The following is a 26,198-nucleotide window of genomic DNA, read 5'->3' as shown; positions in this document are numbered from 1 at the left end:
GAGATAAGGAATTAGTTCGCTTTAGGGGGATGCCTATGGGAAGAAAAGCATGGTTTTACCGTCAGCTTTTATCGTATATGCCGGTCTTCTTTATCGTGATTTCCTTTGTGTTTTTTGTCTTTTTTCAAATGCTCGGTGAGCAGTCGCGGAAGGGCGCGATTCAGGCCAATGAGACGATGATTCAGCAGGCGATGCGATCGGTGGATAATTCGCTGAAGGCTATCGATCAGATGCTGGTGCAGGAATTGCTGTTCAACCCCGATATGTCGGGATTTTTCAATCAAGAGGATCAGGACAACGTCTATTTGAACATGCAGGCGGTGAAGGCCATGAAGCAGTTCAAGGTGTCCAATCCACTGGTCGATTCCATGGTGCTCGTGCGGACCCAGGATGAGTTCGTCCTGAGTACTTCGTCCTCATTTAACTTACAGGATTATGCGGATTATGACTTTCTTAAGCCTTATTTGGGCCAGGTCAATAGTGAGGCCAAATGGAGTACTGTACGGAATTTCCGGGAATTCAGCTTCAATAGCATGCAGCATGTGATAACCCTGGTACGAGATGCGCCCTTCGTTACCCATGGCAAAGGCGTTATTGCCGTCAACATCAAGGTGGACGCCATACATAACATGATTCAGGGCATGGTTAATCCCGATGTTAGTTTCATTCATATGAAGGATACGCAGGGGCGGTCCATGATCCCCGACACCTCAATAGTCGAAAGCGGGGAGCTTGTCTCCCAAGCGGTGTCGCCATATACCGGGTGGGTATATGAGGGAGGACTAACCCAAGGCCGAGTGGTTGGTATCGTCAGCCAGCTGTACAATGTCTGGTTTATCGTCGGCTTGCTCATGTGCGTTGCCGGGGTCGTCTGGATCGTATTGGTTACACGCCGAAACTATAAACCAATTGAAGCCATTGTATCCCGGATTCATAACTATTCGCAGTCCAAAACGAGCGCGCTGATCCATAACAGTAAACAGGATGAGTTCGCATTTATCGAATCGGCACTGGAAAGCATGCTGGAACAGGCGAGCAGCTTTCAGCAGCAGCATCGTGAGGATTTGCTGCTGCGCAAAGCGTACCTGTTCCAGCAGCTGATGGAGGGGCAGTACCCATCCCATATGGAGCAGTGGAATGAGCAGCGCGATGCCATGGGACTGCCGGACTTGTCCACATCCCAGATCGTCAATGTCATCGAAATCGATAAATATCCATTGTTTTGCGAGCAGTACCCGCAGCAGGACCAGTATTTGATCAAGTTTGCCTTAAAAAGCGTCGTTCAAGAAATCGCAGCCGGGCAGGATACGATGCTTTGGACGGAATGGATCTCAGCCTCGAAGCTCGGAGTTCTCGCGGCGGCGGAAGACCAGAATCCGAATCAGCATGTAGCCATGCTGCTGGAGCAAGCACGCCAGTGGGTGGAGGAGCATCTGAAGCTGACCATAACCGTGGGCATAGGGGAGAAAGCGGAGCGATACACGGAGATCCCGGAATCCTATGAGCAGGCACTCACCGCATTGAAATACAAAATGATCCTCGGCGAGAACCGAATCATTCATTACGCCCAAGTATCCGGGGAGGAGAGGGGCCATGCATTCGATTTTCTGAACCTCATTCGTTCGATGGCCCAATCGTTCCGACTCGTCAATAAGGATTGGCAGGAGAAGTACAACACCCTCATCCATAACATCGGACAAAACATGCTGGACCGGGACGGCGTGGTGAACCTGGCGGATTACATGGTGTACTCGTTGGGACGGGAAATGTCATGCATGGCAAAAGAATTTCAGGATTTGTGGCTGACAGAGGGACAACCTGCCTTACGGAATGCCCTTCAATCGTCCGATACGCTGGAGCAGCTGGAACAGGACTTTGGCGAAGCTTTATCCAAGCTGTTCGAGAGCATGCTTGCTCTCATGGAGGGCAGATACCATGCGGACACGATTCTGAAGGTGCGGAGGTTTATGGAACAAAACTCGAGCAACCCGGATCTGTCCCTTAACTATTTAAGCGAACGCTTCAATATGAACTGGAAGACGCTGAGCAAGCTGTTCCGGGAGGAAACCGGCCAGAAATTCGTGGATTATTTAATTGAGCTGCGGATGAACCACGCCCGGAGACTACTGGAAGAAACCTTGCTGCCCGTACAGGATATCGCCACCGAAGTCGGGTATTCCAATGTCATTTCGTTTGGCCGGATGTTTAAAAAGCTGATGGGAATGTCGCCGGGGGATTACCGTGAGCAAGCTGTTTTTAGGCAGCAGAATTACGGGAACTAACAACCCATCTGAGCCCATCCATGCCTACATGAACCAAGTAGAGAGTCCTGCGGATGAACCGTCCCGCGGGCCTTTTTGCTGTAAGCGGAGATTAGTTTAGCGACGGAAAAAGGTTTATCGGCCTCACGGCCTGGCAGCCCTAAAATTACACCTTGCCCGCGGAAATACGTTGATTCGGAGAATCTTGTTTATTGATCGGATGCAGCCGTCCGCTCTAGACTTGGGATCAACACAAAGCGAAGGAGGGTGACCCCATTGGCTCGTATGAGCAGCGCAATCCCAGTACCTGCAGATGCACAGGCACCAACGAATCTACCACCGAACAAGCCCATGAACCGAACGAGGAAGAAGCTGATGAAGCACTGGCAGTTCTACCTGCTCGTATTCTTCCCGTTAGTCTACATCATCCTCTTCAAATACGTTCCGATGTTCGGCGTCTTGATTGCATTCAAGGAATACAACGTCGTACAGGGGATATTCGGCAGTCCCTGGGTAGGATTCGATTATTTCCGGCAATTATTCGATGCTCCGTTCTTCTGGCAGTATGTCCGCAACACGCTAGAAATTTCCCTGTACGGCCTGCTGGTCGGTTTCCCTGCACCCATTCTGTTGGCGCTGGCACTGAATGAGATCAGGAACGGCCGCTTCAAGAAAACCGTCCAGATGGTGACATACGCGCCGTACTTCATTTCAACGGTGGTCATCGTTTCGATTCTGATCGTGAACCTCTCGCCCAATACGGGGCTGATGAGCAATCTGTTCCGGGCGCTCGGGCTTGAGACCGTTGATTTCCTTGGCGTGCCGGAACTGTTCAAGTCGATTTATGTCTGGTCCGATGTGTGGCAGTTCACCGGTTACGGCGCCATCATCTATATTGCGGCCTTGGCTGGAGTCAATCCCGATCTGTACGAGGCGGCAAGAGTGGACGGGGCAACCCGGCTTCAAAAAATCATCAATATCGATATCCCCAGCTTGTTTCCGGTCATCGTCATTTTGCTCATATTGAATCTTGGCAACCTGATGAGCCTGGGCTTTGAGAAAATTTATCTCATGCAAAACCCGCTCAATCAGAACACGTCCGAGGTCATCTCCACCTATGTGTACAAGGTCGGTCTGCTCGGAGCAAATTTCAGCTTCTCTGCCGCCATCGGCCTGTTCAATTCCATCATCAATTTCATTCTGTTGGTTATCGTCAATTACGTATCCCGAAAAGTCTCATCCACAAGTCTATGGTAGGAGGAATCGCATGAGCAGGTCAACCGTACGGGAGTCCGCTGCAGACCGGATTTTCCTTGGTATCGTGTATTTGTTTTTATCCGTCGTTCTGATCGTCATTCTGTTTCCGCTGCTCCATATTGTAAGCGCATCCTTCAGCTCCCCGGGTGCGGTGTCCTCGGGCAAAGTGTGGCTGTGGCCGGTGGATGTGACCTTGATCGGATACAAAGCGGTGTTCCAGAATTCCAACATTCTGATCGGGTTTGGCAACTCGCTGTTCTATGCCGTTGTCGGCACGATCGTAAACGTTGCATTCACGGTGATGCTTGCCTATCCGCTCGCCCGCAAAACGTTTTACGTTCGCAACATCATTATGATGCTGCTGGTGTTCACAATGTTTTTTGACGGTGGGCTCATACCGAACTATTTGCTCGTGAAGTCGCTCGGCATGCTCGACACGCGCTGGGCCATGATTATACCGGGTGCGCTAGCTGTATTCCAGGTCATCATCGCCCGGACTTTTTTTCAGACGACGATCCCCGATGAACTGGCTGAAGCGGCGGAAATGGATGGGAGCAGCGACATTACCTTTTTCCTTAAAATCGTCCTTCCGCTTTCGAAGCCCATTCTGGCCGTGCTCGGGCTGATGTATGCCGTCGGCCATTGGAACTCCTATTTCAATGCCCTGATTTATTTGAAGGACAGCAGCCTGTTTCCGCTTCAGATCTTCCTGAGGGATATTCTGATCCTGAATTCCGTCAGCGCCGAGATGGTGACCAACGTGAATGAGCTGCTGGTCCGCGAAGGGCTGAAGGATTTGCTGAAGTATTCGCTGATCGTGGTGGCAAGCGCCCCGGTATTGATCATTTACCCGTTTGTGCAGAAATATTTTGTCAAAGGCGTAATGATCGGGTCCTTGAAAGGGTGATTCCTATTTCGTGAAGGAGGTGGGGTCGGCATTATAGAATAGGGTATTTCCGATGTTCGGACATATAGGGGGTATATGCAAAAATACGGTTTCGCTTACGAAGTACGCGCAGGTATTCCATATTAGGGAGGAATTGATTTGAAAAGGTTCACTGGATTAGGTTTAAGTCTGGTTCTCGTGGCAGTGCTGGTTCTATCCGCTTGCGGCAAGACAAGTGAAACAGGAACTGAAGGTCCGGCAAGCCCTCCGGAGTCAGGGGCACCCGTTGAACTATCGGTATTCGCTCCTCAGTCCGCCGGCATCGAGAGCCTCGATGTCAATCCGTTCTCCCAGCATATCGAAGAGAAGCTGGGGATTACGTTCAAATGGAATACGACGCCCGACGCGGTATTCAACGACAAGAAACTGCTGATGCTGGCCAGCGGAGACTATCCGGCGCTCATTATGAATGCCGGCATATCCAAGGCGGATCAGATCAAGTACGGTATGCAAGGGGCCTTTATCCCCTTGAATGAGTTAATCGACAAGCATGCACCTAACATTAAAAGAGCGCTAGAGGAAGTCTCCTATTTAAAATCGGCGATGACCGCGCCGGACGGCAATATTTATGCGCTTCCGAAGGTGAATGAGTGCCTGCACTGTACGTATGGCCAGCGGATGTGGATCAATACAACCTGGCTTGAGAAGTTAGGTCTAGAGATGCCAACCACTACCGATGAGTTCTATGAAGTGTTGAAAGCCTTTAAGGAGCAGGATCCGAACGGCAATGGCAAGGCCGACGAAATTCCGATGACCACTTCGCTCGATGTGTGGGGAGGAGGAGTTGATGCCTTTTTGATGAATGCTTTTATATATAACAATGGCACGACTTATTTAAGCGTGAAGGATGGCAAGGTGATTTTGTCCGCGGCTGAGTCCGAGTGGAAGGAAGGTTTAAAATATCTCAACAAGCTGTACAGCGAAGGTCTGATCGACAAAGGAGCGTTTACCCAAAACGGCGATGCCGTCAAGCAGCTCGGCAACAAAGCGGACAATGTGGTCGGCGCCGTTGGTTATGCGCTGATCAGCAGCGTGCTGGAACCAACCGATGCCAAGCCCCGCCATAAGGAATATGATGTCGTACCCCCGCTGAAAGGACCGAATGGCGTGCAGCTTGCAGGTTATAGCGTCGGAGCAGGGGATGGATCGTTTGTCATTACGAACAAAGCGACGGAGGGGCAGCGGATCGCGGCAATCAAGCTGGCGGATTACCTGTTCTCCGAAGAAGGCACCGTGATGACCTCCTGGGGCTTTGAAGGAGATGGATGGCGGAAGGCGGAGTCCGGTGCGCTTGATTACAATGGCGAGCCGGCCGCATACGAAGCGTTGAAGCGGGATGTACCCGAGGGATCACTTGACGTAACCTGGTGGCAGCTTGGAACGATGCTGATGGTGAACTCCCTCCGGGAATCCTTTGTCGCTCCGGAAGATCCGCTTGGCAACGGAGCTTATGAGTATCGCTTGTGGCTGGCTGCGAAGAAATACGAGCCTTTTGCCAAACCGGAGTTGGTGTACCCGACGGATGTGTTCATCGATCCGAAAGACGCCACCTTCATCGCACAGATTCAGAAGACGATTCAGGATTACGTGAAATCGAATCTGGCCCAATTTGTAACCGGCAGCAAGGACATCGAGAAGGATTGGGATGCCTATGTCAGCGGATTTAAGGGACTGCAGCTGGATAAGTATCTGGAGATTCATCAGAAAGCATTAGACAACCAAGGATAGAGGTATAGGAGGTTTATCGCTTGCACAATTTCATTGAATACGCTGCCAATATTAAGCCCTCGGAACGTCAATTAGCCGTCCAGGAGATGGAGTTCTACGCATTCTTTCATTTTACCATCAATACGTTCACGGATATGGAATGGGGCACGGGAAAAGAAGATCCTGCGCTGTTCAATCCGGCGCAGCTGGATGCGGATCAATGGGTCAGCGCTTGTGTCAGCGCCGGGATGCGCGGCTTGATCCTGACCTGCAAGCATCATGACGGCTTCTGTTTATGGCCGAGTCAATATACGGAGCACTCCGTGAAGAGCAGCCCTTGGCGAAACGGGCTTGGGGATGTGGTGAAGGAGGTTGCCGATGCCTGCAGGAGAGCGGGGATCAAGTTTGGCATCTACTTATCCCCGTGGGACCGGCATGAACCGTCATATGGCGATTCGCCGAGGTATAATCAATTTTTCCTGAACCAATTAAGAGAATTGCTGACCGGCTACGGCGAGATATTCTGCGTCTGGTTTGACGGAGCCTGCGGCGAAGGCCCGAACGGCAAGCGTCAGGAATACGATTGGGAAGCGTACTATGCCCTGATTCGGGAATTGCAGCCGAATGCCGCCATTTCGGTATGCGGACCGGATATTCGCTGGTGCGGGAATGAGGCGGGGCATTGCAGGGAGTCGGAGTGGAGCGTCGTTCCTGCGTCGCTGCGCCAGAATGAAGCGATCCAGGAAAAGTCGCAGCAAACCGATGACCGGGCGTTTGCGCGCCGCTATGAATCGAGTGAAGAGGATCTTGGCAGCCGGAACGTCATTCAGGGCGAGAAGGAGCTGGTATGGTATCCGGCCGAAGTCAATACCTCGATCCGTCCCGGCTGGTTCTATCATACGTCCGAAGACGATAAGGTCCGGTCACTGGAGGAATTACTGCATATTTACTACGGCTCGGTTGGCGGCAATGCCACTTTTCTGCTCAATATTCCGCCGGATACCCGCGGATTGGTTCATGAGTTCGATCTGCAGCGTCTGCAGGAACTCGGGGACGCCATTCGAACAACGTTTGATACCAATCTGGCTGCCGGTGCGGATATTACGGCATCCGAGACGAAAGCCGGATCGGATGCACGAAATATGGTCGATGGCAGCAAGAATACGTATTGGAGTCCCGAGGAGGGTACGGAATACGCCGTGATTGAGTTGGACCTCGGGCAAGCGATCGATTTCGATCATATCGTATTGGCTGAATACCGGTACGGGCAGCGGATCGAGCGCTTCGAGCTTGAATATATGGAAAATGGGAACTGGCACGCAATCCAATCCGGGACGGTGATCGGGCGCAAACGCATCTGCCGTTTTCCCGCTGTGCGGACTCAATATATCCGGCTTACCATTTTGGAATCGAGATGGTGTCCGCGCCTGTCGGGCTTTGAAGTATACCGGAGCTCGAAGGATTGATGGGAGCATTCTAACATCTGGCGGATATCCGGTATGGAATTCCGCTATGGAATGCCATGATAAGGCGGCCATCGCAAAAGGGCGGTGGCTCCTTTTTTTCGAAAACGTAAATTTTACCTTCCGTTCCACCCAGATTAGTGTAAGATGTACGTGAAAGCACCCCATTTCATTGTAGAGAGGATGTAACCTGCATGAGCCATTCCGTATCTTTTGAGACCCGGCTGTTGAGCTCTTTGACCAAAGTATTTGCCGATGAAGAACTGTCCCAAGCCTCGTATGACAAAGGGTCTTCGTTTGGCAATGAGACGTTCTCGTTTCAAGTTGCTTACCGTTCCAATCGCTTGTTGAAAAACATCCGAGTTCATCTGCAATCCGCGTTGAGCGAACGGATTACCGTCCGTTCTGTAGGCCTGGTTCCATCGGAGCTGCCCACGTATCATGATCATGACGAGTTTATCTTAAGAGCTGCTCCCGGGCTGTATCCGGACCCGTTGCTGCCTTTGGCATCAGAGTCTGTTGTAACCGGATGCCCGAACCAGTGGAGAAGTTTATGGATTACGGTACAGCCTGAGGGTGAGATTAAGGGCGGTACATATGAAATCCGGCTTCGTTTTGAAGCGGAATCGGGGGAGTCGCTTGGGGAAGAGGTATTTACACTGGAGGTGATTCCGGCAACCTTGCCGGACCAGACGCTGATTCATACGGAATGGTTTCATGCCGATTGCTTGGCGAACTACTACGAGGTGGAGATTTTTAGTGAACGGCACTGGACGTTAATCGGTCAATTTATGCGGACCGCCGCTCAGCATAGCATCAATATGATCCTGACCCCATTGTTTACGCCTCCGCTGGATACGGAAGTGGGCGGAGAACGGCCAACGGTGCAGCTGGTTGACGTGGCTGTTACCCAGGATGGAACGTATGCGTTTGGGTTTGATAAGCTGGACCGCTGGGCAGACCTGTGTAATTCTAATGGGATTCAGTACCTGGAATTCTCGCATCTTTTCACCCAGTGGGGAGCCGGGCATGCGCCGAAGATTATCGCTAACGTGAACGGAAAGCCTGAGAAGCTGTTCGGATGGGAGACGGATGCAACCGGAGAAGCGTATCATGCCTTCATCCGGCAATTCATACCGGCCCTCACCGGTTGGATTGAAAGCCGGGGACTTGAGCAGCGCTGTTATTTCCATGTATCCGATGAGCCATCCGAGTCCCATCTGGAGGCTTACGGTCATGCAAGCCGGTTGATGAACGAGCTGCTGCCGGATTACCCGATCATTGACGCGCTCTCCGATATTTCGTTCTATGAGCAGGGGCTGGTGAAGCGTCCGATTCCGGCCAGCAATCACATTGAGCCTTTTCTGGATCAACAGGTAACGCCACTGTGGACCTATTATTGCTGTTCCCAGTACAAGGAAGTGTCCAACCGTTTCTTCAATTTGCCTTCGGCAAGAAACCGGATCATCGGGATTCAGCTGTATAAGTTTAATATCGAGGGATTTCTCCATTGGGGGTATAACTTTTGGAATTCGCAATACTCGAAACGCGCCATTGATCCGTTCAAGGTGACGGATGCGGATTGCGGTTTTCCTTCCGGGGATGCTTTTGTGGTATACCCTGGTGAAGAAGGACCGATTGAATCCATTCGGCTGAAGGTATTCCAGGAAGCGCTTCAAGATTTGAGAGCGCTTCAACTGCTGGAGACACAGATCGGCAGGGAGGCTGTGCTACAGGCGCTGGAGGAAGGGCTCGAAGAGCCGATCACCTTCAAGACGTACCCGAGGGATCAGGAATGGCTGCTGTCGAAGCGGCAGTGGATCAACGATAAGATTAAGGAAAGTTTGGTTGTGAAGTAAGCGGGCTGGCAGCTTATTTAGACTAATCAGGCGATTTAGGCCGCATGAATCATCCGTAAAACTGCCCCATCTTCTTTAGAGAAGGTGGGGCAGTTTTTGATTTGCATAACGGCTGCTTTTTCCTCGCCCGGATGGTTTCTTCCAGGATGCATACTTGCTTAGGCGAGTTCCATTATGGTTCCATGGTTAGGGAAGATGGCATGTTTCTAAAGTATACCGATGTCAAGGGCAGACCGATCATAGAGATAAGATGTTTGGGGTACTGGGAACGTTTAGCCGTACCGGGTAAACCACGCCCGAGGCGAAAGAGGCCTGCCGTGGTTCTAGTGGTATCTCCGAAAATATGCCATCATAAGAGCAAGGGGGAACGGACGATGTATTTGGATTTCAAGTTGGCGAATGACCGGCCGGCCTATATTCAAGTCAAAGATTACATGAAGCGCTTGATGACGACCGGCGCGCTGCAAGCCGATCAGAAGCTTCCCTCCACGCGTGAGCTAAGCGCGCTGTTTCGAGTGGGCCGCAATACGGTGCTGAGCGCGTACTCGGATTTGGAGGACGAAGGCTTTATCTATGCGGTCAAAGGGCAGGGGCACTTTGTTACCCCTTCAATCAGCGGAGCTTCGCTGCAGCCTGAAGGCAAACGGCTGGACTGGGGTCCTCGCCTGAACGAATACGCCAGGCTTGCGGAAGCGCATGATCTGATGAAGCACGGTATTCGAGCCGAGAAGGGCTCTATATCTTTTACAAGCATCGCTCCCGATGAGAAGCTGTTCGACCTGCAAAATGTCAAGCGTGCATTCCTGGACCGGATGTCGCTTGAAGGCGATGTACTTCTAAACTATGGTTACGCCAAGGGCTATAAACCGCTTATTGATTACCTTCTCCGTTACATGGAGAACAAGGGCGTGAATATGGAGGGTAAGGATATGCTGATCACCAGCGGTTTTACGGAAGGCTTAAGTCTGGTGTTATCGGCCTTGAACAAAGGGCATGGCCGCATCCTGTGCGAGAATCCCACCCATCATACAGCCATTAAAAATTTTAAAATGCACGGGTACGCCATTACCGGCGTTGAGATGGAGCATGACGGCATCAGCCTGACGGAGCTCGCGCGCGAGCTGTCGGAGCGGACGTACGACATGGCCTACCTCGTGCCTTCCTATCATAATCCTACAGGAATCGTGATGTCCCACCAGAAGAGGCTGGAAGCGCTGCGGCTTCTGAATGAGCACGAGATTCCCGTTATCGAAGATGGTTTCAACGAAGAGCTGCGCTATTCGGGCTCGCACATCGCGCCGCTCGTTGCATGTGCAGGCGGCGAGAACAACAGCGTGATCTATTTGGGCAGCTTCTCCAAGATCCTGTTTCCCGGCCTGCGAGTGGGCTGGGTGCTAGCCGACAAAACCCTGATTCATTATTTGGAGAGCGTGAAACGTGCCCGCAGCATTCACACATCCACCCTGGATCAATCCCTGCTCTTTCAATATTTGTACAACGGCAACTTCGAGAAATATTTAAAGAGGGCGAAGGCCGAGTACAAGCGAAAATATGAGCTTGCGATCCGCTGCTGCGAGGAGTGGATCCCAATGGAGCGGTTGTCCGGGGACGGCGGGCTTCACCTGTTCGTCGAATTCGGTCCCGAATTCCGAACCCGTGAGCTGCTGGAAGCCTGCTCCGCCCAGGGCGTGGTGTTCACGCCAGGCGACATTTTCTATACCGATGGCGGGGGCCATCACACCATGCGTCTCGGATTCTCCCGCGTCTCCGACGAGAATATCGAGCAGGGGATTCGGATCATCGGCGAGGCGGCAAGGAAGCTAATGTAATCGGACTGCAACAGAGGTCGGAAGAATAATCCGCGCGGAGTGATGATTAGCATCCAAGGAATGCTTCTTTGAGAAAAAGATCTTCTGACTTCAACGAAGAAGGCAGAATTATTCTGGAGAAGCGGAGCGTTCTCCTGAAAGCTTTCTAACGGAAAGCTCGCTTCGGAAGCCAATGCACCCGTCGGATTTCAACTACGAATAATCAAATCAGTAGAAATCTGAGGGCAACAGAGATCGGAAGAATAATCCACATGCGGAGTGCTGTCATACTAAACTTTTTAGGAGGTCTACATCATGAAGGTTGGCGTCATCATGGGAGGCGTATCATCCGAGCGGGAAGTTTCGCTCATGACCGGCAAAGAGATGATCGCGCATTTGGATAAAAGCCGCTACGAGGTTTATCCGATCGAGATTAACGATAAACGCGAGCTGATCAGCAAAACCGAAGGCATCGATATGGCTTTGCTCGCCCTGCACGGGCAATATGGGGAAGACGGGACGGTGCAAGGCACACTCGACTCCCTGGGCATCCCGTATACCGGAAGCGGCGTTCTCTCCAGCAGTGTCTGCATGGATAAAGACCTGAGCAAGAAGCTGCTGCGGTACGAGGGATTGACTACAGCCGATTGGGTCATGGTCAGCAGTATGGAGGAGCTGGCCGCCGCCGACGTGGAGGGACTCGGTTATCCTGTCGTGGTGAAGCCGAACGCGGGCGGGTCCAGCGTTGGTACTCGGATCGTGCGTGATGCGGCTGCCCTTGCCTCAGCGGTAGAAGAGGCATTGCGATGGGACCGCTCCGTGATGATCGAGCAAATGATCGAGGGGGAAGAGATCACTTGCCCGGTTTTGAAAGGTGAGATGCTCCCGATTGTGTCCATCAAGCCGAACTCCGAATTTTTCGATTATACATCCAAATACGAAGAGGGCGAAGCGGATGAGCAGGTGATTGAGCTTCCCGCCGAACTTCAGCAGCGGGTGCGTACGGCTGCGCTTCAATGCTATAAGGCGCTGAAGTGCAGGGTGTATGCCCGGATCGATATCATCCTGAAGGACGATACTCCTTATATTTTGGAGGTCAATACGCTCCCGGGTTTAACGAAGAACAGTCTGCTGCCAAGAAGCGCGGAAGCGGCGGGTTATTCGTTCAGCGGACTTCTGGATGCCATTATTGAAACTTCATTATCGGAACGAAAAAGCGAAGGCAAGGAGTAGAAGCATATGAATACAACGAGCAGCTTTCTAACATCAACGGTGCAAGTCATGCCGCCTTCCGGCATCCGGCAATTTTTTAATGCTGCGGAAGCGGATGGTGACGTCATTTCTCTCGGCGTGGGTGAACCGGATTTTGTGACGCCCTCGTGTGCGATTGAGGCTTGCAAACGAGCTCTGGAGCATGGCCGCACGATGTATACGCCGAATGAAGGGCTAACGGAGCTAAGGGAAGGGATTGCGGAATATCTGGTTGCCGGATTCCAGCTGCAATATGAACCGACGAGCGAGATACTGGTCACGGTTGGCGGCAGCGAAGCGATTGACCTTACGCTGCGGGCGCTCATCTCGCCGGGGGATGAAATTATTATTCCCGTGCCGGGATATGTCGCTTATGCTCCTCTTGTGCAATTGAACGGAGGAACTGTCGTCGAACTGGAGCTCTCCGCAGAGCATGACTTCAAATTGACGGCGGACGCGCTGCAGAAGGTGATTACACCCCGGACGAAAGCGATCGTTGTTAACTTTCCGAGCAATCCGACAGGCGCCGTTATGACCTATGAGGATTGGCTTCCGATTGCACGTCTTGCGGTTACGCACAATTTGGTGGTGATCTCAGACGAGATGTATGCCGAACTTACCTACGGCCGCACGCATACCAGCATTGCTTCGCTGCCTCGAATGCGGGAGCGCACCATCGTCATCGGCGGATTTTCCAAAGCCTTTGCCATGACGGGCTGGCGGGTCGGATACCTCTGCGGCGATTCCCACCTGGTGAGCGCCATGGTCAAGATTCATCAATATACTGCACTCTGCGCACCTATAATGGGGCAGATTGCGGCTCTCGAATGTTTAAGGAATGGACTCGAGGATCGGGACGTAATGAAGCGGGCTTATGATGAACGCAGAAGGATGTTTGTGCAAGGTCTGACCGATATCGGCCTAGGCTGCCGCGATCCTCAGGGTGCTTTCTACGCTTTCCCCAGCATAACCGGAACGGGTCTGGGCTCGCAGCAGTTTGCGGAGCGATTGCTTCGGGAGGCAAAGGTCGCCGTTGTACCCGGTCATGTGTTTGGCGCCGGGGGCGAAGGCTTTATTCGCTGCTCGTATGCAACTTCGTCCGATCAATTGAGCGAAGCACTCGATCGAATGGATCGCTGGCTTCGAACGCATGCAGGTGCTGACCATGGTCTGCCCACCTTACAGAATTCTTGAGAGTTTGCGGTAATCGGTAGCGGTAATCCCCTCCAGTCTGCGGAAGATTCGGCTAAAATAATGAATATCCGGGTATCCGACCCCTTCGCCAACCGCCTCGATCGAGATGTCGGATTCCCGGAGAAGCCGACGTGCTTCCCGGTGACGAACGGTTTGCACGAATTCACTTGGCGGCATCCCGGCAAAGCGTTTAAACAATTTGGCGGTATGATCCGGGCTTAACATCAAATGCTCCGCAATCACTTTGTTGCTCCAGTCTTTGGCTGGAGTTTTTTCGATTTGAGACATCAGTTCAATCAATTTGGCATCGTGCGGTGACGTTTCCGTCAAGGCCTGGGAAGGATGCGTCCGAAGCAGTTGCACCAGCACATCCAGCATCAGCCCTTTGCAAGCAAGCTCATAGCCGGCGGGACGCAGGGTGAATTCTTCCACGATTCGTTCCATCATCTGAACGCAAGGCAATGGTGGCGTGTAGATTACACGGGAAGAGAGTGGGGGGAATTCGGAGGACACCGCTTCATGCGCGAATTTATCCGTATCCAGCACGACTTCATTCACGATCATGTCCGCTTCGGTCTGAATGTCCAGCTCATCAAAAAAATCAAAATGAATCCCCAGAAACCGCGCGTCAGGATGGGAAACCACCTCATTCTGGTGGTAAACACCGGACGGCAGAAAAATCAGCTGACCGGCCTCGATGCGATAGCGGTTCCCGTACATCGTTGTAGCGGCTTCCCCTTGGTATACATAGAGCAGCTCAAAATCGTATAACCTGCGCTGCGGGAGTGATCCCGTCGCCATGCGTTGAAACTGCGCATAGTGAATGCAGGGTGACCATTCGCGAAAAGGCGCTTCGCGTTGTATCGGAAAATCGAGGTCCATATCGACCATTGTATGCTCACTCCCAAAAGTTTTTAAGAGATGGTAAATAGAACGGATTTGTCCAAATAATCACTTTTCTATCTAAATCATTTGGTGGAAAATTTATTTATTATATAAGTATTATTACATCCTAAAGGTTTATTTACAACTTGACGGAAAAAGTCAAATGATGCGTTTCAGAAAACGAGTGTTACAACATCAACCTATTGATTTTAGGAGGGATTCACGATGAAGAAAGGGATTAATATCTGGTCGTTCCCGGGAGATGCTTCCATCTCCGACTGCATCCGATTGGCAAAAGAAGCCGGGTTTGAAGGAATCGAATTGTCACTAAACCAAACAGGGGAGCTCGGGCTGCAGGCTGGCGATAAAGAAGTACAGGCCATAACGGCACAGCTGAAAGAAGCGGACCTGGATATCGCGGGTTTGGCGACAGGTTTGTATTGGGAATATCCGATGACCAGTGATGATCCGGCTGTCCGTGAGAAGGCCATGGATATTTGCAAGAAGCAGCTGGAACTTGCGTCTGCTTTCGGAGTGGATGCCATACTTGTGATCCCAGGGGCGGTCGGGGTCGATTTTGTTCCTGGTTCAGCCGTCATCGATTACGAATATGCCTACGAGCGGGCTCAAGAATCCATTCGCAAGCTGGTTCCTTACGCGGAAAGCGCCGGCGTTGCCATCGCGATCGAGAATGTATGGAATAAATTCCTGCTGTCACCACTGGAATTGCGGACCTTCATCGATGAGATCGGTTCCGAATATGTCGGCTCCTATTTCGACGTAGGCAATGTTGTGAATAACGGTTATCCGGAGCACTGGATTCGGATTTTGGGTAAGCGGATCAAAAAAGTCCATTTCAAAGATTACCGCAGACAGGCAGGCGGGCTTCACGGTTTTGTCGATCTGTTGGCAGGGGACGTTAATTATCCGGCCGTCGTTGAAGCGCTGCGTTTGATCGGCTATGACAACTATGTTACGGCAGAGATGATCCCGGCGTATACCCACTATTCGGAGCAGATCATATTTAATACATCCAATGCAATGGATGCGATTCTTGGACGTACGCCATCTTTGCGCAAGCCAGATGCACGCGAGCATCAAGGCCAATCATAATAAGGGATACGGAGGGAATAAGGATGCTGAAAATCGGGATTTTGGGATTTGGTTTCATGGGCCGCATGCATTTTGACAATTATGTTCGACTAGCCGAAGAGGGTGCGGACATCCAGCTGGTGGCGATTTGCGACCTGCGTATCGATGAGCTTAAGGACAGCAAAGCCAACGGCAATATGGCGACCGAACGGGATGTATACGACCTGGAGCCCTATCATCTTTATGACCATGTGGACAAAATGCTGGAGCATGAAGAGCTGGATATTGTGGATGTATGCCTGCCGACTTATTTGCATGCAGACATGTCCTGCATGCTGTTAGAGCGGGGCATTCACGTCATGTGCGAGAAACCTGTCGCAGGCAGCTCCGAGGAAGCCTGGCGCATGGTGAAAACAGCCGAGCGCGCAGGAAAAACGCTCATGATCGGACAATGCCTGCGTTTTTGGCCAGCCTATGAATATTTAAAAGAATGCGTGGAGGACGGCCGTTATGGAAGCATCGTTGCAGGCGAATTCTTCCGGGGATCGGAGCCGCCTCAAGGCTGGTTCCTGGAAGGAGACAAGAGCGGTGGCTGTATCACGGACATGCATGTGCATGACGTGGATATGATCCATTGGCTTATGGGCAAACCGGAGCGGGTATCAACATTCGCCAAAACGATGATTAAAGGGAGCTCGTACGATATCGTATCCACCCACTACAGTTTCCCGGATGGCAAAGTGATTAACGCTCATGCGGATTGGACACTGCACGGCGAACACGGTTTTTATATGGGATATCGGGTGAATTTCGAGGAGGCTACGCTGGTGTTCGAGAATAATAAACTGACGGTGTATCCTGAAGACGCTCCAGGCTTTACGGCTGAGCTGTCCGGGGATTCTGGCTATTACCGTGAACTCCGGTATTTCATTGAGCATGTAGCACAAGGAGAGCCGGTAACGGTATGTACCCCAGAAAGCGCTGCCGGATCGCTAGAAATTATTGAAGCCGAGATTCGTTCCGCGAGAGCGAACGGCGCTTTGGAGGCCGTATCGGGGAAACAGGTGGTCTCTTAATTTTACTTACTTTAGAGTAAAACCAATAGAAACAAGGCCAATCAGGGAATAGCCTGATTGGCCTTGTTTCGTTAATGAGTCACGGCTGCGTATCAAGCAATAGCCTTGACATCCTGCAGCAAGAACTCTGAATGATTGTGTGAATGTTAAGCTCTGAATGTTTTCAAGAAGTCTACGGCGAGCTTGATATCCGCTTCCGGATTGGCTTTCACTTCACGTTCGATCGTCAGATACCCCGTATAGCCAATATCCTTGAGAGCTTGCAGGTAAGCATTCCAGTTAACGCCGCCTTCTCCAAGCGGCACCTCACGGAACTTCTCGCCGGATTCCGCCATATCGGCAATTTTGTCATGGTCAAGGGCAGGTGCCTCGTATCCGAAATCGCCGTATACATCACGAGGGTCGATGTAATCAACCAGCTTGATTCCGTCCTTCGCGTGCGTATGAACGATATAATCCTTCAGGTTGTACACACCCTGTACCGGATCGTCCCCAGTGACCATGACCATATTGGCGGGATCAAAGTTAACGGATACACCGTTGGAACCCAGACCGTCCAGGAATGATTTCAAATGAGCCGAAGGCTCCGGACCTGTCTCGATGGCAAAGAATGCGTTCATGGACTTCGCGAATGTGCTAAGCTCCAGGCAAGCTTTGTGCATCGTTTCGTATACGCGGCTGTTGTGATCTTGCGGCACGATACCGATATGCGTGGTGATGATATTGGTTCCCAGCTCCAAGCCGAGCTCCATGATTCGCTTGGATTTCTCGATTTTAGCCGCATTTTCAGCAGGGTCCTGGAAGCCGTGTCCGCCAAGGTCACCAACGAGGGCGGAGATTTCAAGTCCCAGTGAATCGATGTAATCCTTCAGTTCTTTTCGGGCCGCAGCAGAGAGGTTGGCCGGATCCATTTCGCCGTGAACGGCATAGATCTGAACGCCGTCTGCACCGACTTCCCTTGCTTTAAGAAGACCATCTCTTACTCCAACCCGAAAGCTGTCAACAATAACGCCAATTTTGTTAGGCATGATAGGTTTCGACATCCTAATATCCCCCTTATATCATCCTTGTGTCATCCATAAGCCGTCTGCTTTAAGCTTCGTTCCAGGCTTTACGGAGATATTCCAATCCAAACTTAGCTCCCGTCCGGCAATCTTCCAGCCCCTCGAATTCAATCGAGATGTAGCCGTCATATCCGGATTCCTTCACGATGCGAACGACTTCCGGCATATCGATATCGCCTTGGCCGACAATCGCGCCACGCAGCCAGTTGCCGCTGGAGGTGTTAAACCAACCGGATCCAGGCGCGCGGTGAGCCGGGCGATAATAGAAGTCTTTGAAGTGAACCATCGAAGCGAGGCCGATGTTGTTCTTGACAGCCACGGTGGACACCTCATCTGCACAGAGGAAGTTCCCGATGTCCAGGGTTGTTTTGAAGTTAGGGTGATTAACGGTCTGAACCAGCGCTTTTACGCGGTCGCTATGCTGAATGAAATAGCCATGGTTCTCCACGCTTGTGGTAATGCCGCGTTCTGCCGCGTAATCGGCTATGATACGGCATGCATTGGCCAAACGGGGAAGCTCCTCTAGGAAATGCGTGATGGACAAGTCCTTGGAAGAGCCTACGTCATGGCGCATCAGCTTGACGCCAAGCGCAGCTGCAATGTCTACTTCGCCTTTAACTCGTTCAATCTCCGCTTCATAAGCAGCGTCATCCAATTCCGCAAAATTAGCGCCGATGGCATAGTTGGAGATTTCAAGTCCTTTGGATGCGGCATGGGATTTAATCGTATCGATCAACTCCGGTGTTTCCTTCAGGTTAAAGCCGAGCGGAACGATCTCGATATGCTCTCCGCCGATTTCCGCAACGTAGTCGATGACATCGGTAATGGTCATTTCGCCTTTGTTCATGGCCTGGTACAGGCTGTACGAGCTTATTCCTAGTTTCATAAGAGAACTTCAACCCCTTTTTCGGCGGATTCATAGATCCCGCACAGAATCTTCATGATCTCAACGCCGTCTTCTACCGGGCTGAGAGGTGACGTGCCGTTCTCGATGCTGGAAATGAAATGATTGACTTCGCTTTGGAAAGCCGCGTCAAAATCGAATCCTTTGTTGTCCGTTTGAGGCTGGATGTTGATGATGGTATCGTGCTTCTCCGTAACGATGACCACTTCAGGATCAATCTCGAATCCGCCCTTGTCTCCATACAATTTAACGGATTGCAGATTTTCCTTCGAATGAAGTGTGAAGCTGACGTCCACCAGTAAAGAGGCACCGTTCTCAAAACGGATCATCGCATTCGCCATATCCTCAACCGTGTTCTTCTCAGCGTCATAGTCAGCCGCTTTGTAGAAGGAGAGGTTGCGGACGTTCGAGCGATTGCCCAGCTTCCGATATGTATTGGCGCTGACAGAAACCGGTTTGGGGCGACCCATCATGTACCAGCACAGATCAATGACATGCACGCCGATATCGATAAGAGGTCCGCCGCCGGAACGCTCAATGTCTGAGAACCAGCCGCCTGGATTGCCAAGACGACGAACCGAGGAAGCCTTCGCGAAATAGATGTCCCCGAATTCACCCTTGTCTGCAAACTCACGGAGCATCTGAGCATTAGGGTCATAACGTCTTACAAAGCCGACCTGAAGCAGCTTGCCGGAGGATTTAACGGCTTCCTGTACTTGAAGCGCTTCCTCAACGGTACGGCAGAGAGGTTTCTCAACCAGGACGTGTTTGCCCGCATTCAGTGCCGCAATACTGATTTCGGCATGCGTATTGTTCCAGGTACAGATGCTTACTGCATCGATTTCCGGATCAGCCAGAAGTTCATTATAATCGGTGTACACTTTGGTAGCACCGTATTTTTCAGCTGCACGCTGTGCTCTTTCTTCATTTAAATCGCACACGGCCAGCAAATTCGCGTTCGCATGTTTCTGATAGGATTGCAGATGCATAGCAGAGATCGATCCCGTGCCAATGACGCCAACATTAATAGATTTCATGAGTTCACTCCTCTGAATTTACTGCATTACACTTTCGTATTATAATGCTTTTAGAGGAAGACACCATGATAAACCGTGCTGTTTGTTTGTACAATTGTGCTGTCTTACTGGAAGGAGATCAGAACATTGGACACAACACTGCGAGAACCGATGACGATGCCGGATCCTCAGTTTCCGATCAAGGTTCATCGTTGCGAGTTTGATGGACGGGGACAGGTTTTGTTTAACCACCATTGGCATGAACATCTTGAAATTTTATACATTGTATCAGGGGAAGCGAGCCTGGAGTGCGGCTCGTCCACCTTCACGGTCAAGGAAGGCGATATGATCGTCATTAACCGGAATGAGCTGCATTACGGCCTCAGCCTGTCGGATCATTTGTTTTATTATGCGTTAATCGCGGACTTCTCGCTGCTTCAGAGCCATTCGCTGGATGCAACCGAGATGAAATTCATCACGCCCATCACCCAGAATCGGCTGATCTTCGAGAATCGAATTAGCGGGGATGATGCGCTAGCCTCCATGCTGTCTATCATTCATGAGCTGGAACAGCGGGAGTTCGGTTATGAGCTGGCCGTCAAATCAGAGCTGTATCGGCTGCTTACGCTGCTTGTACGAGGTTATGTAGCGACGGTTCTTACCCTGGATGAGTACATCGAGCGGATGAAGAATGTGGAGCGGTTTGCCCCGATATTCAAGTATATCGAGGAGCATTACCGGGAGGATTTGTCAGTGGAGCTCCTATGCGGCATGGCGGGTCTCAGCCGCTTTCATTTCAGCCGTCTGTTCAAGGAGATCAGCGGCCGGACCGTGACGGAGTATGTGAATGAGACGAGGCTTAACCGGGCGGATTATCTCCTTCGCGAAAGTCCGCTTACCGTATCCGAAATCGCGGCTGCGACCGGGTTTAATGATATTTATTATTTCAGCCGAACCTTCAAGAAATATAAAAGCATGGCTCCATCGGCTTTACGGAAAAAGTGAGAATCGGCTTTAAAGGTTCTGAATAGGCTCCATGTAGACATAAGTATAAAAGCAACCTATAATGAATAATCATATTTATTGCATAAAGTGGCGGAGATAACGGAGAACCCTTTTGCTTAAATGCGTACTGTATTTGGTATGCATTCCTAGCAGAAGCGGTTCTTTTTCTTATTATGAAATAGGTTCTTTATTTTAAATTCAGAGGGGAGAATGTCAGGTGGACACAAGCTTATCCGCCAAGATGCGGACCCAATATTTGCAGGGCATGTCGGCAAAAAAGCTGGATGTGCTGGTGATTGGCGGCGGTATCACGGGTGCGGGAATTGCTTGGGACGCCAGCTGCAGAGGGATGAGCGTCGGATTGGTGGAAATGAATGATTTTGCTTCGGGAACAAGCAGCAGATCAACGAAGCTGATTCATGGCGGTCTTCGGTATCTGAAGCAAGGAGAGATCGGCTTAGTACGTGAAGTGGGTTCTGAACGGGCACTGCTTCACCGGAGCGCTCCACATCTGGTGGAGCCAATTCCCATGCTGCTCCCAATTTATAAAAAAGGCACGTATGGATATCTTGCCAGCGCGATCGGGTTGTATCTGTACGATTGGCTGGCGGGGGTCAAACGCAGTGAACGGCGGAAGATGTTCCGGCGTGAGAGTACCCTAACCCTTGAACCGCTCTTTCGAAAGGAGGGATTGAAAGGTTCCGGTTATTATTATGAATACCGAACCGATGATGCGCGATTAACGGTTGAAGTGATGAAGTCTGCAAGGGCCAAGGGAGCGCTCATCGCGAATTACGCCAAAGTCCAGGAATTCATGTATCGGGGAGGAAAAGTAGTAGGGGCTCACGTAGAAGACCAAGTGAGTGGTAAGACCTATACGATATGCGCCAAAAAAATCATCAATGCCGCCGGGCCATGGGTGGATCAGATCAGACTCAAGGATAACTCGCTCAAGGGAAAGCGGCTGCTCTTAACAAAAGGCGTTCACCTGGTGGTGGATCATGCCAAGCTTCCGATACGGCAGGCTGCTTATTTCGATGTGCCGGGTGGCAGAATGATTTTTGTCATTCCAAGAGAGGGCAAGACCTACATCGGAACGACCGATACCGTGTATGAGGGGGCGATTGAGACGCCCGGTATTACCGAGGAGGATCGGCGGTATCTCATCGATGCGGTAAATCATGCCTTCCCGGAAGCAAGGCTGAAGCCGGACGATATCGAATCCGGATGGTCGGGGTTACGGCCACTCGTCCGCGAGGAAGGAAAAGGTCCTTCGGAAATATCGAGAAAAGATGAGATGTTTATATCCGATTCCGGATTGATCACCATTGCAGGCGGAAAGCTGACCGGATTCCGGAAAATGGCCGAAAAGGTGGTGAACCTTGCAGCCAGACAGCTTCAAGACGCTGATGGCACCATTTATCCTCCTTGTACGACGGATCGGGTTCCTATCAGCGGAGGCGACCTGAACGGCCTCACCTATGAAGAGGTTCGGAAGAAGTTAATCAAGCAGGGTGAATCCCTCGGCATCAGGCCTAAAGATATAGTGACCCTCATGAACAGGTACGGCTCCAATACGATGGAACTGATGAACCGGATCGGTGTCTCTTCGCAGGAAGCAGATACGATCGAGTCTCGATTGTTACGTGCGGAAATCGAGTATTCCATCGACTATGAGATGACGATGACCGCAGTGGATTTTCTGTTAAGAAGAACAGGCTGGATATTATTTGACCGGCAAAAAACCGAGCGAATCATAGCACCCGTGATGAGGCTTATGCGAGAATATTTAGAATGGAATCATGAGGAAGTCGACAGGCAGTGGGAGCTGCTGCAGGATCAATTGCAGTTGGCATGGGGGATGGCGGAAGGCATCAGGATGGAACGGTTTACGGATTCGCCGGATCGGGAAGGCGTAACCGAATCGCGCTCCGACGAGGAAGCCGAGCAATCCACCGCCATGTCGGCGATGAATCGATAGGATTTTATTTACGAGGATCATCTTGTCAAATGTAAAATGTGGATGTAGTATAACCATATAAAGTTATAGAGCTGGGCAGAGATGATGAGAAGCCCTTTGCATAACGAGAATCTTTCATTTGTCATGAGTGAAGGCTTTTTCAATGCAAAGTGCTTCTCATTTTTTTGTATCCGCGTGGAACTGCTTGTCCAAAGGACTAAAGGACATGACACCATCATATGTATACTTTACGGATGGGGACTGTGGGTCCAACAGAACTGATCTGACCAGAACATGTCCAATTTACGTTTACGGGCGAAAATACAGATTGAACATGCAGAGGAGAACGAAATATGGATCATTATTCAGGGTATATTTTTGATTTGGACGGTACGATCTATCTTGGGGCTGAGGCCATTGATGGTGCGGTGGAGACCATTCATTATTTGCAGGGACTGAATAAGAAGCTATTGTTTTTGACCAACAAAACGATAGATTCCAGGGAAAACTATTTGAAGAAATTAAGGAAGCTTGGCATTCAAGTGGAACTGAATCATATATTGAATCCTGCGCTCGTTACGATTCATTATCTTCAGAAACATCATCCCGGCGCAAATGTGTATGTCATTGGTGAGGAAATATTGAAGAACGAGCTGTTGGACAATGGAATACGATTCGCATCATCGCCGGAGGAAACCGACGTTGTGGTTGTGTCGTGGGATCGGGATTTTCACTACCGTCATCTGGATTTTGCCTATCAGGCGATTAAACGGGGCGCCGAAGTGATTGCCACCCACCCGGATCGAACATGTCCGATGCCTGGCGGCGATGTCCCGGATTGCGGCGGCATGATCGGTGCCATCGAAGGCACTGCCGGCATCACAATTACGACCGTCATGGGCAAGCCCTCCGTCTTGACGGCACTGACGGCTCTTGATATTTTGGGAGTGAAGGCGGAAGATTGTCTGATGTCAGGGGATCGGCTGGAGACGGATATCAAGATGGGAAATCAGGCAGGGATGAGTACGGCAATGGTGCTGACCGGGGTATCGAGCAGGGACGATCTGATGGACAGCAGCGTGAAGCCCACCTATGTGTTGAATTCGGTCTACGATATTTATCTCAGCGGTTCTGCCGTGAAGCAGGCAGACGAAGCAAAGTCATGATGATTTACAAAAATATGCCGGGGCAACGGGAGAATTGGAGATGTTGCTGCGGCAACGAGGTGAAAATATGAAAACCAGTGTTGAAGGTGCACAACGAATTTCGTATTGCTTGAAGCGTAAGCCCATTATTACTTCATTAATGAATGCCGAGGAACTTCCTGCTGTATTAGCGACCGAATCGAACATCGTGTTTATTCTTAAGACCGATATTTTTATCATCGAATCGATCGTCGAGCAGATTCGGGAGGCGGGCAAGCTCTCGTTTGTGCATTTTGATCTGATCGAGGGAATCGGTAAAGACAAAACGGGGGTTAAGTATTTAGCTGAAAAGGTTGGCATTGACGGTATTGTCACGACAAAAAACACGGCGATTGTAGAAGCGAAGAAACTGGGCTTGTTAACGGTTCAGCGTCTGTTTGTATTCGATTCCGTTTCCCTGGACAACGGGATCAAGATGATTAAGGCCTCTAATCCGGATGCTATTGAAGTGTTGCCGGGCATGGTGTGTCAGCGGATCATGGAACGGATTCGTGCAGAGGTGGACGTGCCCGTCATCGCAGGAGGACTCATGATCGATTTGGAGGATTTTGATACAGCTTTGAAGAGCGGTGTAATCGGCATATCCACTTCCAGCAAAGAGCTGTGGCGCTGGCAGGATGAACATATGGTATAGCGAAGAGCCGCCTTACATGACTAAGATGGGTGGAGATTAGGGAATGGATGTGTTTCAACTGGATACGGAGACCATGCTGATGCGGCTGCTGTTCGCTGCATTGCTTGGCGGTTTAATCGGTTGGGAGCGGGAACGCAGAAATAAGCAGGCCGGTTTAAAAACCCATCTCTTGGTGGCTGTCGGATCAACGCTGATTATGCTGACTTCCATTTACGGTTTTGATTCTGCACTGATCAATCATCCCAATGCGAGGTTTGATCCTGCCCGGCTGGCGGCACAAGTTGTAAGCGGTATCGGTTTTCTTGGTGCGGGGGCTATATTGCGGCGTTCCAATCATATCATTTCAGGTCTTACCACGGCGGCAACCCTATGGGTAGCAGCGGCTATCGGTTTAAGTGTCGGCTCCGGTTTTTACTGGCCCGCGATCATAACGACAGCGATTGTTCTGGTCAGCACGCTGGTGTTGAATAAATTGGAATCGAAATTTCTCTTTATCAAAAAGTCAGGCAGTTTGAAGATCATCATTGAGGCTGGAGACCGTCCGGTTCATGTGAGCACCATTACCGAATTGCTGCAAAAGGCAAATATGACGGTGGAAGGCATGATCGTGAATAATGATACGACGGAAGACGATTCGACCAAGGTGACGATGGAATTCCGGGTGTATTCTTTTAACAGCAAGGGAATTAACGGATTGTTCGAGCAATTGTGGCAGGTAGAGGGAATTAAGCAGGTTCGCATGAACTGGCGAGATTAAGAGCTTATCGGATTTGTTTGATGTGTTAATGATACATGGTCAGGTCCTGTGATTGGACTATATATGCTGGACAGGGCTGAGCCCGGGTGGAACCGGACTCAGCCCTTTTTTCGTCTTCTATGGGGCGGCAGATGTATTCAGGGACGAGCTTCCTAAGGCCTTTGCTTGAGGGCTATCAAAAGCCGGGATGCTGCTGGCAATCAGGAACTGGGCTGCGTAATACGTGGTCATGATCCATATGTTCGAAAAGCGGATATCGGCAACAAACATGTTCCAGGACAAGATCGAGTCCGAGATGACAAAGAGCAGGCTTCCAACCATCGCATATCGATTCCCGGTCATGATGGCTGTCCAGAGCATGAATGAAATGACAGTGATATAAGCGATGACAGGAATAATCAAAGCCTGTTCTCCATTCGATTTGAGCGAAGACACCAACTGGATGCCCATCCAAACCGAATAGCCTGCAATCGGAACGATGCTAAGTAGGCGAGGACCTGAATAACGCCACTGTCCCAAGAAGCCGGCCGTATAGAACAGATGTCCGATCAGAAAGGCAGAAAGACCGACAACAAACCAGATGAGCGTCCCGTCACCGATCATGCAGAAGAACAGTCCTGTTAACAGCAGATAGTGAACCTTAGAGGCATGGGGCGGGAATTGCCGATAGGCAAACAGGATGATGAGCCACATCGGAATGAGCTTGAACAGCAGTTTCATGACCAAGGGTTCGGATGGAATGAAGAAAATATAAAGCAAACTCATAATCAGGATGATCAATGGCAACATGTATCGTTTCAAATACAGTCCTCCTATGCGTATGTAATCTTAATGTTAGACAATTCTTCTTGCAG

21 protein-coding genes are annotated in these 26,198 nt (G+C 50.7%); 16 read left to right on the top strand and 5 right to left on the bottom strand.

Features of this window, described 5'->3' with window-relative positions; all coding sequences use genetic code 11:
* Positions 1–35 precede the first annotated feature (35 nt).
* The 9 genes from PAEVO_RS16710 to PAEVO_RS16670 all read left to right on the top strand — a co-directional run bounded on the left by PAEVO_RS16710 (position 36) and on the right by PAEVO_RS16670 (position 13,746).
* A complete protein-coding gene (locus PAEVO_RS16710; protein ID WP_100538548.1) occupies positions 36–2,282 on the top strand; it encodes a helix-turn-helix domain-containing protein in 2,247 nt (748 codons plus the stop codon).
* A 264-nt stretch (positions 2,283–2,546) separates the two neighbouring features.
* Complete coding sequence (locus PAEVO_RS16705; RefSeq protein WP_394057324.1) at positions 2,547–3,518, top strand: ABC transporter permease; 972 nt, start codon at positions 2,547–2,549, stop codon at positions 3,516–3,518.
* Between the two features lie 10 nt (positions 3,519–3,528).
* Positions 3,529–4,425, top strand: coding sequence for a carbohydrate ABC transporter permease (locus PAEVO_RS16700; RefSeq protein WP_100538546.1), 897 nt, complete (start codon positions 3,529–3,531; stop codon positions 4,423–4,425).
* Positions 4,426–4,563: 138 nt separating this feature from the next.
* Positions 4,564–6,192 (top strand): ABC transporter substrate-binding protein, encoded by a 1,629-nt coding sequence (locus PAEVO_RS16695; protein ID WP_100538545.1) that lies wholly within the window; start codon positions 4,564–4,566, stop codon positions 6,190–6,192.
* 20 nt (positions 6,193–6,212) lie between these two features.
* Positions 6,213–7,637 carry an alpha-L-fucosidase gene (locus PAEVO_RS16690; RefSeq protein ID WP_100538544.1) on the top strand — a complete coding sequence of 475 codons (1,425 nt, stop codon included), beginning with the start codon at positions 6,213–6,215 and terminating at the stop codon, positions 7,635–7,637.
* Between the two features lie 191 nt (positions 7,638–7,828).
* Positions 7,829–9,493, top strand: coding sequence for a DUF4091 domain-containing protein (locus PAEVO_RS16685; RefSeq protein ID WP_100538543.1), 1,665 nt, complete (start codon positions 7,829–7,831; stop codon positions 9,491–9,493).
* A 374-nt stretch (positions 9,494–9,867) separates the two neighbouring features.
* On the top strand, positions 9,868–11,322 hold the full coding sequence (locus PAEVO_RS16680) for an aminotransferase-like domain-containing protein (protein WP_100538542.1): 1,455 nt from the start codon (positions 9,868–9,870) through the stop codon (positions 11,320–11,322).
* 294 nt (positions 11,323–11,616) lie between these two features.
* Complete coding sequence (locus PAEVO_RS16675) at positions 11,617–12,534, top strand: D-alanine--D-alanine ligase (RefSeq protein WP_100538541.1); 918 nt, start codon at positions 11,617–11,619, stop codon at positions 12,532–12,534.
* A 6-nt stretch (positions 12,535–12,540) separates the two neighbouring features.
* Complete coding sequence (locus PAEVO_RS16670) at positions 12,541–13,746, top strand: aminotransferase class I/II-fold pyridoxal phosphate-dependent enzyme (protein WP_100538540.1); 1,206 nt, start codon at positions 12,541–12,543, stop codon at positions 13,744–13,746.
* On the opposite strand, the gene PAEVO_RS16665 is transcribed toward PAEVO_RS16670, so the two are convergent.
* Entirely contained in the window at positions 13,732–14,637 is a 906-nt protein-coding gene (locus tag PAEVO_RS16665) for a helix-turn-helix transcriptional regulator (protein WP_100538539.1), read from the bottom strand. The two genes, PAEVO_RS16670 and PAEVO_RS16665, sit on opposite strands and share 15 nt — an antisense overlap.
* Positions 14,638–14,856: 219 nt before the next feature.
* Here PAEVO_RS16665 and PAEVO_RS16660 point away from each other — a divergent pair, with 219 nt between their 5' ends.
* Positions 14,857–15,744 (top strand): sugar phosphate isomerase/epimerase family protein, encoded by an 888-nt coding sequence (locus PAEVO_RS16660; RefSeq protein WP_100538538.1) that lies wholly within the window; start codon positions 14,857–14,859, stop codon positions 15,742–15,744.
* Positions 15,745–15,767: 23 nt separating this feature from the next.
* Positions 15,768–16,799 (top strand): Gfo/Idh/MocA family protein, encoded by a 1,032-nt coding sequence (locus PAEVO_RS16655; protein WP_100538537.1) that lies wholly within the window; start codon positions 15,768–15,770, stop codon positions 16,797–16,799.
* A gap of 146 nt (positions 16,800–16,945) precedes the next feature.
* Here PAEVO_RS16655 and PAEVO_RS16650 read toward each other — a convergent pair whose 3' ends face one another.
* Genes PAEVO_RS16650 through PAEVO_RS16640 form a run of 3 tightly spaced genes read right to left on the bottom strand, consistent with a single transcriptional unit; the run spans position 16,946 to position 19,804 of the window.
* Entirely contained in the window at positions 16,946–17,842 is an 897-nt protein-coding gene (locus tag PAEVO_RS16650; protein ID WP_100538536.1) for a sugar phosphate isomerase/epimerase family protein, read from the bottom strand.
* 49 nt (positions 17,843–17,891) lie between these two features.
* Positions 17,892–18,749, bottom strand: coding sequence for a sugar phosphate isomerase/epimerase family protein (locus PAEVO_RS16645; protein WP_100538535.1), 858 nt, complete (start codon positions 18,747–18,749; stop codon positions 17,892–17,894).
* Positions 18,746–19,804, bottom strand: coding sequence for a Gfo/Idh/MocA family protein (locus PAEVO_RS16640; protein ID WP_100538534.1), 1,059 nt, complete (start codon positions 19,802–19,804; stop codon positions 18,746–18,748). Before PAEVO_RS16640 ends, PAEVO_RS16645 begins: the two co-directional genes overlap by 4 nt.
* Positions 19,805–19,930: 126 nt before the next feature.
* Here PAEVO_RS16640 and PAEVO_RS16635 point away from each other — a divergent pair, with 126 nt between their 5' ends.
* The 5 genes from PAEVO_RS16635 to PAEVO_RS16615 all read left to right on the top strand — a co-directional run bounded on the left by PAEVO_RS16635 (position 19,931) and on the right by PAEVO_RS16615 (position 25,344).
* The gene (locus tag PAEVO_RS16635; protein ID WP_100538533.1) at positions 19,931–20,788 is read left to right on the top strand and encodes an AraC family transcriptional regulator; all 858 of its coding nucleotides are present in this window, start codon (positions 19,931–19,933) and stop codon (positions 20,786–20,788) included.
* Positions 20,789–21,005: 217 nt separating this feature from the next.
* Positions 21,006–22,769 carry a glycerol-3-phosphate dehydrogenase/oxidase gene (locus PAEVO_RS16630; RefSeq protein WP_100538532.1) on the top strand — a complete coding sequence of 588 codons (1,764 nt, stop codon included), beginning with the start codon at positions 21,006–21,008 and terminating at the stop codon, positions 22,767–22,769.
* Between the two features lie 332 nt (positions 22,770–23,101).
* Positions 23,102–23,914 (top strand): HAD-IIA family hydrolase, encoded by an 813-nt coding sequence (locus tag PAEVO_RS16625; protein ID WP_100538531.1) that lies wholly within the window; start codon positions 23,102–23,104, stop codon positions 23,912–23,914.
* A gap of 67 nt (positions 23,915–23,981) precedes the next feature.
* Positions 23,982–24,587 carry a glycerol-3-phosphate responsive antiterminator gene (locus PAEVO_RS16620; protein ID WP_100539487.1) on the top strand — a complete coding sequence of 202 codons (606 nt, stop codon included), beginning with the start codon at positions 23,982–23,984 and terminating at the stop codon, positions 24,585–24,587.
* 43 nt (positions 24,588–24,630) lie between these two features.
* Entirely contained in the window at positions 24,631–25,344 is a 714-nt protein-coding gene (locus PAEVO_RS16615; protein ID WP_100538530.1) for an MgtC/SapB family protein, read from the top strand.
* 117 nt (positions 25,345–25,461) lie between these two features.
* On the opposite strand, the gene PAEVO_RS16610 is transcribed toward PAEVO_RS16615, so the two are convergent.
* Positions 25,462–26,145 carry a lysoplasmalogenase gene (locus PAEVO_RS16610; protein ID WP_100538529.1) on the bottom strand — a complete coding sequence of 228 codons (684 nt, stop codon included), beginning with the start codon at positions 26,143–26,145 and terminating at the stop codon, positions 25,462–25,464.
* Positions 26,146–26,198 lie beyond the last annotated feature (53 nt).

This window comes from Paenibacillus sp. GM2FR, from assembly GCF_002803325.1.
Classification (GTDB): domain Bacteria; phylum Bacillota; class Bacilli; order Paenibacillales; family Paenibacillaceae; genus Paenibacillus_AQ; species Paenibacillus_AQ lautus.
Note: the sequence above shows the minus strand (reverse complement) of the source record. Positions and strands in the feature narration are given on the sequence as shown.